Origin of the sequence: Kaistia sp. MMO-174 (assembly GCF_037147815.1) — a bacterium.
Lineage (GTDB): Bacteria > Pseudomonadota > Alphaproteobacteria > Rhizobiales > Kaistiaceae > Kaistia > Kaistia nematophila.
This window is the reverse complement of record NZ_JBBCUO010000004.1, coordinates 1-16074: the sequence shown is the minus strand read 5'-3', so window position 1 is coordinate 16074 and position 16074 is coordinate 1. Positions and strand designations below refer to the sequence as shown.

The following is a 16074-nucleotide window of genomic DNA, read 5'->3' as shown; positions in this document are numbered from 1 at the left end:
GAAAATCCCGTCTGGGCCGAATGAGGTCGGACAGGTTGGACAGGTTGGACCAGCCGAACAAAAACAACGGGTTGGTTCGGTCCAACCTTCTTCTTTCTTCTTCTCAAGGTTGGACAGGTTGGACCATGGCGGCACTGGCGGTTTTGCAGGAGGCTAGCACGATGACGATGGCGAGCGAGGCTTCGGCGACGGCGATTGAGGCGGCGGCGACGCCCTGGTTCGTGCTGATGACGCGGCCGAAGGTCGAGCGTCAGGCGGCGCGGGATATCGAGACGCTCGGGCTGGAAGCGTATTGGCCGCGCGCCGTGCGGTTTGGCGGGCGGTCGCTTCGCCATCGGCGCGTGCGGCAGGTCGAATGCGCGCTGTTCCCCGGCTACGTGTTCGTGCGCGGCTGCAATGCCGACGACGTGGTCCGGGTTGCCCGCGAGGCTCCGCTGGTGGTCGGCGCCATCTGCGCGCTGGACCGGCCGTTGCGCGCCCCGGCGCTGGCGGTGGATCGGTTGCGCAAGGCGGAGGAGGCCGGGCACTTCGACGAGACGCGCGCCACCGCGGTCCAGCGGCGCGGCCCGCGCGGGCTCAAGGTCGGGGATGCGGTCGAGATGACGGGCGGCGCGTTCGCCTGGTCGAAGGGCAGGGTGCAGGACCTCTACGTCGGCCGGCACTATGCCAAGATCGAGATCCGGCTGTTCGGCGGCGTCCATCCCATCGACGTGCCTATTGACCTTCTGAGCATCCTGCTATAGCGAGGAATCAGGATGCCCCGTGAGATCGAGTGGCGATCGGCGATGCCGAGGATCTGCCCCGCACGGACCCAGATGACGGTCTGACCGATCATCGCGAATGGCGACGCATGGCCCGGATGCTGAGAAGCATGCCGGGCTTTCGTTTGCTTGGGATATGGCAAAGCGTCCCTCAGCCTTCCGCCCAGCGCATCAGCCGACACGGCAAGAGCAGAGCCGCCAGTATGATCGCCGGCGTGGCAGCGCGCGGGAGCGCGGCTACAATGTCCGATGGGAGAAGGCCCGGCGCACGTTTCTGGCCCGCGCCCCTCTCTGCCTGGGATGCGAGGCTGTCGGCAGGGTCGAGCCCGCCATCATCGTTGATCACGTCATCCCGCATGGTGGCGACAGCGATCGGTTCTGGGACACGGCCATGTGGCAGGGCTGCTGCAAGTGGCACCACGACGTGGTCAAGCAGCGCCTCGAGGATCTCTTTGCGAGGGGTAACATCGCCGCCGCTAGCCTCCACCTCGACAGTGCAGAGGCCATCGCGATGACCAGAGCTCTCCGGTCGAATGGCCTCTGAGGCTTAGGGCATCGCCTGAACGGCATCACTTAGGGCTACGTCTTTCAGATTTCGGAATAAGGGGGGTGGGTCAAAAGTCCAGGACCTCCCAACAGCGGACCGGCGGTCCAATGAACTTTCTGGCGGCGCGATATTTCAGCGCCAAACTTTTTTTCTGCACCGGAGTAGAGGTCGCCTATGGGCCGCAGAAAGCAGGACCCGCTTCTGCAAGCGGCTCAAGGGTTTCCGGGGCGGCGCAAGAAGGCGGTCGAGCGCGAGATCAACGCCGCGGCGAACGCCGCCGAGGCAGAGCGCGTCATCGACAGCAACCCGTTCCTGCTTCCCGCCATCCTGGCGCGGGCGCCTGCGTATTGGCGGCGAGCGATCGAACTATGGGACCAGCAAGCCGACGTCCTCCGCGCCGGCGGGCGACGTCGCCCGGGATACCGGGCGGCGCTCACGCGCTTCTGCATCTGGAGCCAGATCTACGAGGCAGCTGCCGAGACCCTTCGAAAGGATCTGCCAAAGGGCGGCCTCACCATGAAGTGGGAGATGGGGCACGGCGGCACCAAGATCGTTCCGCATCCCAGTCTCGACATCATGAAAGATGCCGAAGGGGTGCTCCGTCTGCTCGAGGCCGAGTTCGGCTTCCCGCCGCGCGGCGACAGCGACCTGACGCGGGTCGAGACCTTCAATGCGGGGCATGGTGGGCGCCAGCCCTACCTTCCAGGGATGGGGCCGCAGGCCGCGCTCCCGGCGCAGGACGATCCAGATCCGAGCGACCTGATGAACCAGACCGACAGCGTGCCTCCGGGCCAGAGCGTGAACTGATGCCCGGCAACCAGGCGGCGCCGAGCGCGCTGCCGCCCTGGCTGGCGCCGGTCGCGGATGACCCGATCTATCAGTGGGCCGTATTGGCCTGGGGCCGGGCGAGCGCGGTAGAGGGCGCATGGTTCGACCATGGCAAGGCTGATGCCATCGTCGCCAACTGGCCCCGCGTGTTCCGCCTCACGAACGACCGCTTCAAGGGCGTCCCGTTCAAGCTCCTGCTGTCGCAGGAGATCATTGTTCGGATGTTGGTCGGCTGGAAGAAGCCGATTGAAATCATCGACGCCGCCACGCATCTGCCGGCTATCCAGCATGTGCGGTTATTCCGGCGGCTGGATCTCTGGATCCCGCGCAAGAACGGCAAGTCCGAGTTCCTGGCGACGCTGGGCGTGCTGTTCTTCGTGATGGAGAAGATCCAGGGCGCCGAGGGCTTCGTGTTCGGCCGGAACGAAGACCAAGGCCGCATCCCGTTCAAGAAGATGAAGGATGTCATTCTCGAGGCTGTCGGCCTGAAGGATGACAAGCAAGGCAACGAGCGCGTCACCTTCACCGACAAGGGCATCTACCTCCGCGAAACCGCCTCTCTTTGCCAGCTTCTGACCGGCGCGCCGGACGGCAAGCATGGCCGCGCGCCGACGGTCATCCTCGGTGATGAGATCCATGAATGGCGGACCCGCGAACTGGCCGACACCCTTCGGCAAGGAACCGGCTCCCGCCTGCAGCCGATCGAGCTCTACGCATCGACTGCGGGTCGAAAGCAGAACCGGATCGGCTATGAGTGGTTCGAGGAATCGCTCGCGATCATGCGTGGTGACCTCGACGAGCCGACGGCGCTGATCGTCTATTTCGGGATCGCCGACGACGACGATTGGGGCGACGAGGCGGTCTGGCGGAAAGCCAATCCGAGCCTCGGCCTGACGCCGACACTGGACTACCTCCGTGGCGAATACCGGAAGGCGAAGGGACGTCCGGCCGCCGAGGCGGTGTTCCAGTGCTACCACCTGAACCGGTGGGTAGATCAGGTTTCCGCCTGGCTGCCGCGTGACCGATGGGCCGCCTGTACGGTCGATGCGAAGTCGTGGCCGAAGCTCTACGCGCGACACAAGGGCCGCAAGGCGTTCGTCACCTGTGACGTCTCGTCGACCCGCGACATCACGGCGAGAATGATCGTCATCCCGCCAGATGACACATACGATCGCTGGGTGCTGATTCCGAAGTTCTGGGTTCCTGAGGCGACGCTCGACGAGCGCGCCGCCGCCGACAAGCGGGTGAACTGGAAGAAGTGGGTCGCAGAAGGTGCGCTCTTCACGACGCCCGGCGATTTTGTCGACCAGAACTTCGTGCAGAAGGACGTCGTCCAGGTCGGCCACGACTTCGATCTGATGGCCTTCGGCTATGACCCGTGGAATGCGGGCAAGCTCGTCGCCGATCTGCAGGTCGACGGGCTCGATGCCGAGCTGATGCATGAGATGCGTCAGGGTCACGCGACGCTTGGCGCGCCGACGAAGGAAATGGAGCGTCTCGTCTTCGCCACCAAGATCGAGCATGGCGGCCATCCTGTCCTGGCCTGGATGGCCGGGCACTGCACGGTGCGCTTCGACGCCAACCTCAACTACGTCCCGGACAAGAAAAGCTCCCTCGACAAGATCGACGGCATCGCCGCCGGCGTCATGGGGATTGGTCTGGCAATCGCTGGCAATGAAGAGGGCGGAATGGACGACTACTTCAAGAGCCTGGCGGGTGCAGCGTGAACCCAATTCGCAGCCTTGCCCTGAAGGCCGCCCAGACCGTGGTGCGCTCGCTTTCCATTCAAAACGTCGAGGGATGGTTCGGGGCGGGCCACATGGGCGACGCCGGCGAGCTCGTTACGGAGTCGAGCGCACTGGCGCTCTCCGCTGTCTGGGGCTGCGTCAATCTCCTCTCGGGCACCATCTCGTCGCTACCCCTGGTCGTGTACCGCAAGGGAGCGGCCGGAGCGCCTGAGCCTGCCGATGATCACCCGCTCTTTCGCCTGCTGCATGACAGCCCGAACTATGATCAGACCGCACTGGACTTCTGGGATTTCATCGCGGCTTCGATTGAGCTTCACGGCAACGGGTTCGCGCGCATCGAGCGCTCGGGCGCTCGGATCCTCGCCATCGTGCCGGTCGCCCCGGATCTAGTCAGTGTCCGCCGTCTGTCGACAGGGACGCTGGAATACCGCTGGTCGGATGCGGGCAAGAGCTACGTAGAGACCGACCGGACCATGCTCCATATCCGCGGTCCCGGCGGCAATCCGCTGGGCGGAATGTCCACCCTGCAGTTCGCGCGTCAGGCGTTCTCGTCGGCTAGGGCGGCAGATCGAGCGGCGGCGAAGATGTTCGCCAACGGTCTGCGCCCCTCCGGTGTCGTCACCTTTGAGAAGTGGCTGACGCAGGAGCAGCGGGATATCGCCGAAAAGGTGCTGATGGAGAAATACGCCGGCGCCATCAACGCCGGCCGTCCGATGCTGCTGGAGGGCGGGTCCACCTGGAACCAGATCACCATCAGTCCCGAAGACGCGCAGATGCTGGAGACGCGCGCTTTCTCAGTCGAGGAGATCTGCCGCTTTTTCGGAGTTCCGCCGGTCATGGTCGGCCACACCTCGAAGACCACCAGTTGGCCGACCGGCGTCGAGCAGCAAGGCGACCTCCTGCAGAAGTTTACCCTGCGTCGCAGACTGAAGCGGATCGAGCAGGCCATCGCCAAGCAGCTGCTCACCGCGGCTGATCGGGCTGCGGGAATTACCGTCAAGTTCAATATTGAAGGCCTGCTGCGCGGCGACAGCGCCGGCCGGTCGGCCTTCTATCAATCTGCCCTGACCAACGGATGGATGACCATCAATGAGGTTCGGGCGAAGGAGAACTTGCCGCCTGTTCTCGGCGGCGATGTTCCCCGCATGCAGATGCAGAACGTGCCGATCACCCAAGCAAGGGGCATCGGCGACAATGGCGGCCCCCCGATGGAGGATGAAGAATGACGATCTTCCGCAAGGATTCCGCCCTGCAGATCAGCAAGGCTTCACGGTGCCTTGAGATCAAGTCGCTGACCGACGAGGGCGAGATCGAGGGCTATGGCAGCACGTTCGGCGGCGAGCCGGACAGCTATGGCGACGTGATCGCGCCGGGGTCGTTCGCGAGCAGCCTGGCGGGCCATGCTGCCGCCGGAACCATGCCGAAGATGTTCTGGCAGCATGATGCCAGTCAGCCGATCGGCAGGTGGCTTTCGGCGACGGAAGACGACCACGGCCTCTTGATGCGCGGCCGGCTCAACATGGCTGTCCAGCGCGCCCGCGAGGCGCATGCCCTTCTGAAGGCGGGCGACATCGACGGGCTGTCGATCGGCTATCGCATCAAGCGCTATTCGGTCGATGCCGAGACTGGTGTGTGGACGCTTGAGGAAGTGGACCTGCGCGAGGTCTCGATCGTGTCCATCGGCGCGAACGAGAATGCGACGGTGGCCAGCGTGAAGGCGGCCAAGCAGGCTCATGAACTGACGGAAAAGCTGAAGGCCGGGGACCGGCTGACAGAGCGAGAATTCGAGGCGTGGCTCAAGGGGTTGGGCTTCTCGAATTCGCAGGCGGAGCGTGCCGCGCGCCTCCACCTGAAGAGGCAGGGGGAGCCTGCCAAAGCGGATGACCAGCTCGCATTCCTGCGAGCCCTCCGGGGCTAGGCCCCATCCCTCACTCTTTGGAGATATCCATGTTTATGCACAAGCGTGCCATGTTCGTCATGGCCGGCGCGGCGCTGCTGCTCGGCCGCATGACCCCGATGGAACGTGCGGCCGGCCGCTACATGCGCGCGCCGGATCACGACAGCAAATCGGCCGCCGAACTCGCCACCGAGATCAAGGCGGACTTCCAGCGCTCGATCGACCAGGTGAAGGCGATCGCCGAGGAGGCGATCGGCAAGGCCAAGTCGGGCGAGGCGCTGACGACCTCGCTGAAGGAGAAGGCCGACGAGGCGCTGATCAAGATGAACGGCCTCGGCGAGCAGATCACCGAGATCGAGCAGAAGCTGGCGCGCGGGGGCGGCGAAGAAGGCGACGCCGAGAAGTCGATGGGCCAGCGCTTCATCGACAGTGAAGGGGTGAAGAAGTTCCTCGCGGACAAGCCGTCGTCTGGTAAGGCGGACTTCCGCATCAAGGCGTCGATCACCACCGCAACCACCAATGCGGCTGGCTCGGCCGGTGCGGCAGTGGCGCCGACCAGGTTGTCCGGTATCCTCGAGCTGCCCCAGCGCCGGATGACGGTGCGGGATCTCATCACGCCGGGCCGCATGGATGGCGGCGCGCTCGAATACGTGAAGGAGACCGGCTTCACCAACAACGCGGCTCCTGTCGCCGAAGGGGCTGCGAAGCCGTCGTCCGACATCAAGCTGTCTCTGGTGACCACGTCGGCCAAGGTCATCGCCCACTGGATGAAGGCCTCTCGTCAGATCCTCGACGATGCGCCCCAGGTCCGCTCCATGATCGATGGACGTCTGCTCTACGGTCTCGCTTTCAAGGAAGAAGGCCAGCTGCTGAACGGCGATGGCACCGGCCAGAATCTGATGGGCATCATTCCGCAGGCCTCGGCCTATGCCGTCCCCGCGGGCTACACTGCGCCGACGCCGATGACGGCGATCGATACGCTTCGCATCGCGCAGCTGCAGGCAGCTCTCGCCGAGTATCCGGCTACCGGCCATGTGCTCAATCCCATCGACTGGGCCGCGATCGAGCAACTCAAGGATGACGTTGGCCGCTACATCATCGGCAACCCGCAGGGCTCTGCGGCGCCGACCATGTGGGCGCTGCCTGTGGTCGAAACCCAGGCCATCACGGTCGGAAAGTTCCTGACGGGAGCTTTTCGGCTCGGTGCCCAGTTGTTCGATCGTTGGGATGCCCGTGTCGAGCTCGGATACGAGAACGACGACTTCACGAAGAATATGGTCACGCTGCTTGGCGAGGAGCGGCTCGCACTGGCGGTCTACCGACCCGAGGCCTTCATCTACGGCAACGTTGCGCCGCCGAGCGGTCCGTAACGGTCGCGACTGGTCATCGACAGGAGGGCGGTCACCGCCCTCCGCTTCAATGGAGGTTCAATCATGAAGTTCGAGGTCATTCGCGAGCACATCGGCGATCGACTCTACAAGCCCGGCGATACTCGCGATGCGGCGCGCGCCGACGTTGCGCATCTGATCGGCAAGGTGTTGGCCGAGCCGAAGCCGAAGGCGGCCAAGCCGTCGGCCAACAAGGCCGCCGCGCCGGTGAGCAACAAGGCCGGAGCCTAGCATGGCCACGTATGTGGTCGAGGCGCCAGCGGCTGTCGTGACCTGGGCGGAGGCGAAGGCGCATCTGCGCCTCGATGGCGACGACGAACAGACCTACGTCGAGACGCTGATCGCTGCAGCGACGGCTTGGATCGACGGGCCGTCCGGCTGGCTCGGGCGTGCTATCGGTTTACAGGAGTTGGTGACCGTCTTCGACAGTTTCGACGATCCCCTCATGCTGATGGCACCGGTCGACCCGGAGAGCGTCGAGATCCGCTATGTCGATGCTGACGGGGTCGAGCAGGCTCTGCCGAGCGCGGCCTTCCGGCTATCGGGGCCTCCCTCCTGTCCACGCGTCATCGCAGTGCACGGCGTGGCCTTTCCATCGGCTCGGTGCGAGGCCGATGCGATCAGGGTCTCCTATCAGGCGGGATATGCCAAGCCACCCGCTCCGATCATGCAGGCGATCCTACTCCTCGTCGGGCAGTGGTTCGAGGCCCGCGAGGCAGTCAACATCGGAGGCACCGTCAATGTCCTTCCCTTCACGGTAGAGGCTCTGCTCTCGCCGTATCGGGTGGCCCGTTGATGCGGGTCCGGTTCCTGGCGGATTTCGATTGGTCGCCGGCGGAGAGGGGTGGGCGCGTCACGATCGCCTACAAGGCGGGCATGACGCTGAGCGTGACGCGCGCCTGCGCTGCCGAGGCCATCGCCGTCGGCAAGGCTGAAGTGGCCAAGAAGGAAAACCCAGATGAGCGCCGGTGAGCTTCGCGAGCGGGTGGCCTTCGACCGCCGCGCCGCCGTCGATGATGGCTACGGCAATATGGTTGCCGGAGACTGGCAGGAGCAGTTCGTCGTCTGGGCCCGGATCCAGCCGCTCAAGGGCGGCGAGGGCGTCCAAGCGGCCCGGCTTGCCGGAACGCAGCCGGTAATCATCCGTGTGCGCTCGTCCTCCAGCACGCGCCAGATCCGTACCGACTGGCGGGCACGGGACGCGCGCATCGGCACGCTCTTCAACATCACGTCGATGGCGAACATGGATGAGAAAGGCGCCTATCTCGACCTTCTGGCGACAAGCGGCGAGGCGGTCGGCTGATGGCGACGAGAGTCCAGAACCGGCAACGCCTGCTGCAGAAGCTGGCCGCCATGCCGCCGCAAGTCCGAGCGGCTGCCAAGCAGGCCTTGGCGGAAAGCGCCGATGAGATTCAGGGCATGCAGCGCCGGCTCGCGCCGAAACGCACCGGCCGTCTGGCGCGCAGCATTGTCCAGACCTGGGGTGGTGGCAAAGAGCGCTATGCGTCGTTGGCAGGTTCGGCCATGTCGGACGGCGACCCCGACCTGACGGTGGTCATCTCGGCGGGCAACTCGGAAACCCGGTACGCCCATCTGGTCGAGTTTGGCACCGCGCCGCATGATAATGGCGGCACCACCAAAGGCTCGAAGCACCCTGGCGCGCGTGCACAGCCCTTTTTCTTTCCCGCCTATCGGGCGCTGCGGAAGCGGGCCAAAAGCCGTGTGAACCGCGCGATGACCAAGGCGATCAAGCGGATTACAGGGGGCTCATGAGCACGGATCCAAGCCTCGCTCTTCAGGCCGGTTTTCTCCATGCCATCGTTGCCGCCGTCCCTGTCTTGGGTGGTCGTGTCTATGACATGCCGCCGGCATCTGCGCTCTACCCTTATGTGACAATCGGCGAGATCCAGGTGAATGCAGACCTGGCGGATTGTTACGCCGGATCAGAGAGCTTTGCCGATGTGCATGTGTGGTCACGCGCCGTCGGCTTCCCTGAGGCCAAGGGCATCGCCGATCAGATCCGCAGCGCCCTGCATGACGCCGATCTCGCGCTCTCCGGGCATTCCCTTGAGCTGCTGCAATTTCGCGACGCCCGCACGCTTCGAGATCCGGACGGGATCACCAGCCATATCGCGATGACCTTTCGGGCCCTGACACAGCCCGACTGACCCAAGCCACCAAAGGAGACCGCCATGGCGAGGCCCACTACGCTTCGGGGTTCGAAGCTGCTCATCAAGATCGGCGACGGCGCATCGCCGGAGGTTTTCGTTGCGCCGTGCGCGCTGACGACCAAGTCGTTCAACCGCTCGGCGGCGATGAACGAATTCAACGTCGCAGACTGCCTCGACCCGGACGCGCCAATCTGGACGGAGCGGGTGAAAAGCGCCCTGACCGCGTCCCTGTCCGGTTCCGGCACCTTGGCCAAGGAAAGCCTCGATCTCTACGAGGAAGCCTTCGCCGACCAGGACTCGCGCAACGTCCAGGTGACGATCGACTACGCGGTCGGCCCGCGGACCTATGAGGGGCGCTACCACCTCGCCACGCTCAACATCACCGGCGAGCAGGACGGGCTCATCCAGGTCGAGATGGAGTGGCAGTCCGACGGTCCGGTGGAACTGGCCGCATGAGCCGCGACGGTTCGGTCTCCTTCGCCTGGGGCGATGGCGAGCATCGTTTCCGGCTCGCCATCGGCGAATGGCGCGAGCTGCAGGAGAAGACGGGCGTTGGCCCGGCGGAGCTTCTGCAGCGCGTCAACACGGGGCGCTGGCGGGTCGATGATATCCGCGAGACGCTGCGGATCGGCTTGATCGGCGGCGGCATGAAGCCGGTCGAAGCCCTCGGTCTGGTCAGCCGGTACGTCGACGTGTTCCCGTTGATGGACAACGTCCCTGCTGCGCAAGCCGTTCTCATTACCGCGCTTGTCGGCCCGCCGGACGAACCGGTGGGAAAAAGGGAGCCGGCGGAGGCCGCGACGGAGGCGACGGACGCCTCGCCTTCGCCGAGCTCTACGGCGCCGGAGCGGTCCTAGGCTTCACGCCTGCCGAGGTCGACGCGATGAGCCTCTGGCAGTTTGCCGCGTGCGTCGACGGACACAACCGCGCGAACTCACCCGATGAAGTCGTCGACCCGCCGACGACCGATGAATTCCACGATCTGGTGAGGAGGCTTGGCTGATGGCGACCGATATTGAACGACTGGTTGTGCAGCTCGAGGCGCAGGTAAAGAGCTATGAGCGCTCGATGAAACGGGCGGCAGGCGTCGCTAACCAGACCGCCACCCAGATCGAGGGCCGGTTCAACAAGATGAACCGGAACCTCAACAACCTCGGCACGGGCTTCCTGAAGGGGGCGGCTGCCGGCGCCGTCGGCGCGTTCTTTTCGGCGCAGACGGTCAGTGCCATCACGGATGCGGTTGCTGCCTTGGCCGAGATCGGCGACGTCTCGGATCGCATTGGCATCACGGCCGAAAAGCTGCAGGAACTGCGGTATGCTGCCGACATGGCTGGCGGTTCGGCTGAGGCGCTCGACAACGGCCTGCAGAAGTTCGCGCAGAACATGTCGCAGGCGGCGGGCGGCAGCGGCGACCTCGCCAAGGTTCTCAAGATCAACGGCATCGCGCTGTATGACCAGGACGGCAAGCTGCGCTCCGTCACGGATCTCCTGGGTTCCTATGCCGATCTCGTCACGCGTGCCAAGAGCCCGCAGGACGCCCTGAACCTGTCGATCCTTGCCTTCGGCCGGTCGGCCGGCAAGGACATGGTTGGGCTACTGCAGCAGGGATCGGCAGGCATCAATCAGCTGACGCGCGATGCCCAGGTTGCCGGCGTCGTCGTGAGCAACAGCCTGGTTGCCCGGGCCGGCGATCTCGACGACAAGCTCGTCAAGCTGAAGGCCACGCTGCGAGCGACGTTCCAGGGCTTCGCGGTCGAGACGGCGCCCCTTGTCGTCGCCGCTATGGCCGACATTACGCTCGCAGTGAAGGATCTCAGCTACTCGCTCGAGCAGTTGAAGAAGGGGAATTTCGGCGAAGCTATTGGCCTCACGATCGGGGGCACCGCTGCCCAGGCTGCAGCACTTCGGGCGCTCAAGATCGGTGCAGGCACGCCCACGCCCAGCCAGTCGCAATCCGATGACTTCTTCGATTCAGTCCGTGGCGGCGGTCGAAAGGTTCTCGACGCAGGGACGATCACCAATCCGGCGATCGTCCCCCCGGACGGATATGGCACCGATCGCAAGAATGAATATGAGCGTGAGACCGAAGCGATCACGCGCCGGACGGCTGCGCTGCTTTCGGAGACCGCGGCTCAGGCTTCGGTCAATCCGCTGATCGACGACTATGGCTTTGCAGTTGAAAAGGCCCGGGCGGCTCAGGATCTGCTTTACGCTGCGCAGGCGGCGGGTCTGGCGATCACGCCGGCGCTCCGCGAAAAGATCGACGCGCTGGCCTCCGGCTATGCAACCGCCTCTGTCGAATCGCAGAAGCTTGCTGAAAAGCAGGATCTCGTCCGCCAGCGTGCGGAAGAGATGCGCGATCTCGGCCGCGACGTCTTTAGTGGCTTCATCTCCGATATGCGAGAGGGCAAGTCTGCCACCGAAGCGCTCGCCAATGCCCTCGACAAGGTGGCATCGAAGCTGATCGACATCGCGTTGAATGAACTGTTCGGCGGCGGCTCGAGCGGCAGCGCCTTCGGTGCCATCGGTAAAATGCTCGGCTTCGCCAGCGGTGGCTACACGGGTGACGGCGGTACCGGGAAGGTTGCCGGTGTCGTCCATGGCAAGGAATTTGTGGTGAACGCCCGGGCGACCGCCAAGCACCGCGATCTCCTCGAGGCGATGAACTCCGGACTGTCCGGCATTGGTGCCATGATGGGCGTCCCCGTGACGCCGGCGGCTGTCGCGCCGCGGTCGAACTCGGCGCCGGTCTTTCAATTGGGCGACACGCATATCGACGCGCGCGGGTCGCAGATGACCGAGGCGGAGTTCGCCGCGATCCTGAAGCAGAACAATCAGCGGCTCATCGCTTCCTTGCCGGACACCATCAAGAGGCTGCAGCGGGACCGGATCCTTCGATGACGATCACCTATCCGCTCGATCTCCTCGCCGACTGGCCCGGCTGGGCGACGCTTGACCTGTCCTATGGCGACGAGACGTCCGGCCAGGCCGGCGGCCAAGTGCGGGTCAAATCCCGGCGGGCACCGCTCTGGGCCATGCAGGCCGCGACGCGCGACCTCGAGCCGAATGAGCTGCGTCGCTGGAAGGCCCGGCTCGCCGCGCTCGAAAACGGGCAGAAGACGTTCTGGGGCTACGACCTGGCGTCCTTCTTCCCGGCGGCCTATCCGCACGGCACCTGGCCGACGGGCGGCGCCTTCAACGGCGAGACGGCGGCCATCTCGGCGCTGCCTTCGACGATCGCGGTGCGGCTGAAGGGCCTGCCGGCCGGCTTCAAGATCTCGATCGGTGATCACGTCTCCTGGGCCTATGGGGCGGGGCCGCTCTATGCCCTGCACCAGGCCATGGAAGATGTCGTCGCCGACGGCTTGGGCATGACGCCGGCCTTCGAGGTCCGTCCGCCGATTCGGCAGGGCGCCGCCATCAACAATGTCGTCAAGGTGAAGCGGCCCGGCTGCCTGATGATGATCACGCCCGGTTCCGTCTCGACCCCCGCCAATCTCAACGCGCGCGGCCCGATCTCCTTCACCGCGACGCAGGTGATCGGCTGATGCTCGCCCTGGAGCCAGCCGAGCTTGCGGCGATTGCCGCCCGCGCTGTCGTCGCTCGCGACTTCGTCGTCTTTACCGTCAAGGATCGGATCACCGGCGCTACGCAGGAGGCCTGCTTCTGGTTGGATGGCGGGCCGTTCACCTGCCTGATCAAGAATGGCCTGACCGGCCTGATCGAGACCAAGAGCTTTGTCGGCGGTGCGCTCGTCTCGGTCGGTGACATTGCGCTGACCTCGGATATCTCGGTGCGCACGGTCGAGGTCGAGTTGTCCGGGATCGACGACGCCGTGAATGCGGCCGTCCGCGCCTATGACGCGCGCAACGCCCCGATCGCGATCTATCGCGGCTACCTGAACCCGCACACGCTCGAGCTGGTTGCCCCGGCCAAGGCCCGGTTCATCGGCTTCATCGACGAAGCGCCGATCGAGACGGCGGCCGAGGGTGGCGCATCGACGGTCAGGCTTTCCTGCGCGTCCCATACGCGCGAGCTGACGCGGAAGAATCCCGACGTGCGCAGCCATGAGAGTCAGATCCTCCGCAAGGCGGATGACGATTTCTATCACGACACCAGCGTGGTCGCGGATTGGGAAATCTTCTGGGGCAAGAAGCAGGGGAAGGCCAGCTGATGGTGCTGCAACGCATTCCCGCTTGGCGGACGGCCCTGCATGAGACGATCGAGGCGCATCGCCGCCTGCCGTTCGCCTGGGGTGAGCACGACTGCGCGCTGTTCGCTGCCGATTGCATCCGGGCGATGACGGGCCTCGATCTCGCGATCGGCTTTCGTGGCTCCTATCGCTCGGCCAGTGGTGCACAGCGGGCTCTGAAGCGGGCCGGCTATCACGACCTAGTGGCCCTCGCCGCTCATTTCTTCAATGAGGTTCCGCCGGTGATGGCGGGGGCCGGTGACGTCGCGGCCTTCGACACGCCAGACGGCTGGGCGCTCGGCATCGTCGCTGGTGAACGGGTGGCTGTGCTGGGGCCGGATGGCCTGGGCACCCTCGATCGCCTCGACGCAGCCAGGGCATTCAGGATCGGATGATGCGCCGTCTTCTTCGCACTGCCTCTCTCGCGACGCAGCTTCTGCTCTGCTCGACGGCGCTCTGCCAGGCTGCGCCGGTGATTGCTGCCGTCGGCGCGTTCGCCGGCTGGCTGGGAGGTGGCGGCGCGCTTGCCGGCATCGTCGGCGGCGTCCTGAAGGCGGGCGTCGGGCTCGGCCTTACCTATCTCTTCGCCAAGAAGAAGGAGGTCGGCAGCGGCGTCGGCGGCGTCTCCGGCAAGCTGCAGTTCGGTGGTGCGGTCCCGCGCAGTTTCATCCTCGGTCGCGGCATGACGGCCGGATCGCTGGTCTATGACGGCACGTGGGGCGAGGTCGACGGCACGCCGAACGCCTTTCTGCACTATGTGATCGCGCTGTCGGACCTGCCGGTGAAGGGCCTGGCCGAGGTCTGGGTCAACGGATCGAAGGTGACCTGGGACCCCGCGACGCCTTCGGGCACACAGCGCGCGATTCCTGAATACAACAATGACGGCGATCGCCTGTGGATCCGCTTCTATGACGGCAACCAGACGGCGGCCGATGCCCAGATGGTGGCGCGCTTTGCCGGCTCGAGCCGTCCCTGGAAGTCGACGCGCGTCGGCACCGGCGTCGCCTATGCCGTCGTGATCGCGCGCGTCAGCGACAAGCTGTTTTCCGGCTTTCCGCAGTTCAAGTTCGTGCTGGACGGTGTGCCGCTCTACGACGTGCGCAAGGATAGCGCCATGGGCGGCGTCGGTACGCAGGTCTGGGGCGACACCTCGACCTATACGCCTGCTTCACCGAGCCCGATCGTGCAGATCTACAACGTCGTTCGCGGGATCTCCTATAAGGGCAAATGGTTCTATGGCGGTCAGACCGTCACAGGATCGCAACTGCCGGTCTCGGCCTGTACCGCGGCTATGAATGAATGCGACCTGTCGGTCCCGGTCGTCGGGGCCGGGACGGAGCCGCAGTATCGCAGCGGCGGCGAGGTCTCGCTCGACACCGAGCCCGCCGATCTCATCGCCGAGTTGCTGAAGTGCTGCAATGGCCGGCTGGCCGAGGTCGGCGGGATCTACAAGCCGCATGCGGGCGCACCGGACCTCGCCGTCTATTCGTTCACCGACGACGACGTGCTTTCGACGGACCCGCAGACCTTCGAGCCATTTCCGTCGCTGGCGGATGTGGTCAATGGCGCGACCGGCAAGTACACCGAGCCGGCCGAGGGCTGGAACACCAAGGATGCGCCGCCGATCTATTCGACCCTGTTCGAGCAGCAGGACGATGGCCGGCGCCAGGTGGCGGATGTCAGCTATGGCTATGTGACTTCCGGCACGCAGGTGCAGCGGCTCATGGCGTCGGCTTTGGCCGAGGCGCGGCGGTTCCGCCAGCACGCCTTGCCGATGCCGCCCGAGGCCGTCGTGGTCGAGCCGGGGGACTATGTGTCCTGGACCTCGGCGCGCAATGGCTATGTGAGCAAGCTGTTTCGCGTCGATGCCGTCCAGAGCCTCGCGAACCTCAATGTAGGCTGGAACCTGACCGAGGTTGACCCGAGCGACTACAGCCCGATTGATCTCCGGCCGATCATCACCGCGCCGACCGAAGTCGTGCGGCCGCCGGCGCAGCCGATCATCGACTGGAACGTGATCCCGATCACCATCCGCGGTGATGGCGACAATGCGCGGGCCGGCATCCGCATGTCGTGGGACCCGAACCTGGACGACGTCGACGGCGTCCAGTTCGAGGTTCGCCTCGAGGTCGACCAGACGCTAGTTCTGCAGGGCGAGACCGACCGCGTTGATGCGGGCGCGATCGAGATCTCGCAGTCGATCCTCGGTCGTACCCGCTACGAGGTGAGGGGGCGCTACCGGCCGGCATCGCCGCGCGATACGGCCTGGTCGAGCTGGCGGAAGGTGCTGACGCCCGACATCGCCGAAGGCCTGACGCAACAGCAGGCCTATGAGCTGGCGCTCAACACCAACGACGCTCGCGGCTCGATGCAGGAGCTGCAGCGCCAGCTCGACGAGGTGATCGATCGGATAGCGCTCGACGGGGCCGAGAATGTCGGCGCCGACTACATCCAGCGCGCGGCGATCCGCGGCGACCTGGTCGCTGCCATCCAGCAGGTGACGCAGGCCTACATCGCTGGCGACACGGCGATCGCCGACCAG

General features: G+C 65.2%; 20 protein-coding genes. All 20 read left to right on the top strand.

The genetic code is table 11. The features are described from left to right. The first annotated feature begins 44 nt into the window (after positions 1–44). On the top strand, positions 45–743 hold the full coding sequence (nusG, locus tag WFK98_RS15115; RefSeq protein WP_336800815.1) for a transcription termination/antitermination protein NusG: 699 nt from the start codon (positions 45–47) through the stop codon (positions 741–743). 97 nt (positions 744–840) lie between these two features. After that, a complete protein-coding gene (locus WFK98_RS15110; protein WP_336800814.1) occupies positions 841–1305 on the top strand; it encodes an HNH endonuclease in 465 nt (154 codons plus the stop codon). Positions 1306–1482: 177 nt separating this feature from the next. After that, on the top strand, positions 1483–2115 hold the full coding sequence (locus WFK98_RS15105) for a P27 family phage terminase small subunit (RefSeq protein WP_336800813.1): 633 nt from the start codon (positions 1483–1485) through the stop codon (positions 2113–2115). Then, positions 2115–3863 carry a terminase large subunit gene (locus WFK98_RS15100; protein WP_336800812.1) on the top strand — a complete coding sequence of 583 codons (1749 nt, stop codon included), beginning with the start codon at positions 2115–2117 and terminating at the stop codon, positions 3861–3863. The genes WFK98_RS15105 and WFK98_RS15100 overlap by 1 nt, the downstream gene beginning before the upstream one ends. Then, entirely contained in the window at positions 3860–5110 is a 1251-nt protein-coding gene (locus WFK98_RS15095; RefSeq protein WP_336800811.1) for a phage portal protein, read from the top strand. Before WFK98_RS15100 ends, WFK98_RS15095 begins: the two co-directional genes overlap by 4 nt. After that, the gene (locus tag WFK98_RS15090; RefSeq protein WP_336800810.1) at positions 5107–5802 is read left to right on the top strand and encodes an HK97 family phage prohead protease; all 696 of its coding nucleotides are present in this window, start codon (positions 5107–5109) and stop codon (positions 5800–5802) included. Before WFK98_RS15095 ends, WFK98_RS15090 begins: the two co-directional genes overlap by 4 nt. Positions 5803–5900: 98 nt before the next feature. Further along, complete coding sequence (locus WFK98_RS15085) at positions 5901–7151, top strand: phage major capsid protein (RefSeq protein ID WP_442907439.1); 1251 nt, start codon at positions 5901–5903, stop codon at positions 7149–7151. Positions 7152–7214: 63 nt separating this feature from the next. Next, positions 7215–7400 (top strand): hypothetical protein, encoded by a 186-nt coding sequence (locus WFK98_RS15080; protein WP_336800808.1) that lies wholly within the window; start codon positions 7215–7217, stop codon positions 7398–7400. Between the two features lies 1 nt (position 7401). Further along, positions 7402–7965 (top strand): head-tail connector protein, encoded by a 564-nt coding sequence (locus WFK98_RS15075; protein WP_336800807.1) that lies wholly within the window; start codon positions 7402–7404, stop codon positions 7963–7965. Then, complete coding sequence (locus tag WFK98_RS15070; protein ID WP_336800806.1) at positions 7965–8141, top strand: hypothetical protein; 177 nt, start codon at positions 7965–7967, stop codon at positions 8139–8141. Before WFK98_RS15075 ends, WFK98_RS15070 begins: the two co-directional genes overlap by 1 nt. Then, complete coding sequence (locus tag WFK98_RS15065; protein WP_336800805.1) at positions 8128–8472, top strand: phage head closure protein; 345 nt, start codon at positions 8128–8130, stop codon at positions 8470–8472. The genes WFK98_RS15070 and WFK98_RS15065 overlap by 14 nt, the downstream gene beginning before the upstream one ends. Continuing rightward, the gene (locus WFK98_RS15060; RefSeq protein WP_336800804.1) at positions 8472–8942 is read left to right on the top strand and encodes an HK97-gp10 family putative phage morphogenesis protein; all 471 of its coding nucleotides are present in this window, start codon (positions 8472–8474) and stop codon (positions 8940–8942) included. The genes WFK98_RS15065 and WFK98_RS15060 overlap by 1 nt, the downstream gene beginning before the upstream one ends. Continuing rightward, a complete protein-coding gene (locus WFK98_RS15055) occupies positions 8939–9337 on the top strand; it encodes a DUF3168 domain-containing protein (protein WP_336800803.1) in 399 nt (132 codons plus the stop codon). Before WFK98_RS15060 ends, WFK98_RS15055 begins: the two co-directional genes overlap by 4 nt. A 24-nt stretch (positions 9338–9361) precedes the next feature. Next, a complete protein-coding gene (locus tag WFK98_RS15050; RefSeq protein WP_336800802.1) occupies positions 9362–9796 on the top strand; it encodes a phage tail tube protein in 435 nt (144 codons plus the stop codon). Continuing rightward, a complete protein-coding gene (locus WFK98_RS15045; RefSeq protein ID WP_336800801.1) occupies positions 9793–10197 on the top strand; it encodes a gene transfer agent family protein in 405 nt (134 codons plus the stop codon). Before WFK98_RS15050 ends, WFK98_RS15045 begins: the two co-directional genes overlap by 4 nt. Positions 10198–10342: 145 nt before the next feature. Next, positions 10343–12241, top strand: a complete 1899-nt coding sequence (locus WFK98_RS15040) for a hypothetical protein (RefSeq protein WP_336800800.1) — start codon at positions 10343–10345, stop codon at positions 12239–12241. Beyond that, a complete protein-coding gene (locus WFK98_RS15035; protein ID WP_336800799.1) occupies positions 12238–12888 on the top strand; it encodes a hypothetical protein in 651 nt (216 codons plus the stop codon). Before WFK98_RS15040 ends, WFK98_RS15035 begins: the two co-directional genes overlap by 4 nt. Next, positions 12888–13514 carry a hypothetical protein gene (locus WFK98_RS15030; RefSeq protein ID WP_336800798.1) on the top strand — a complete coding sequence of 209 codons (627 nt, stop codon included), beginning with the start codon at positions 12888–12890 and terminating at the stop codon, positions 13512–13514. Before WFK98_RS15035 ends, WFK98_RS15030 begins: the two co-directional genes overlap by 1 nt. Continuing rightward, positions 13514–13927 (top strand): DUF6950 family protein, encoded by a 414-nt coding sequence (locus WFK98_RS15025; RefSeq protein ID WP_336800797.1) that lies wholly within the window; start codon positions 13514–13516, stop codon positions 13925–13927. Before WFK98_RS15030 ends, WFK98_RS15025 begins: the two co-directional genes overlap by 1 nt. Next, the coding region (locus WFK98_RS15020; RefSeq protein WP_336800796.1) for a phage tail protein at positions 13927–16074 on the top strand (2148 nt) is incomplete at its 3' end. The genes WFK98_RS15025 and WFK98_RS15020, both read left to right, overlap by 1 nt.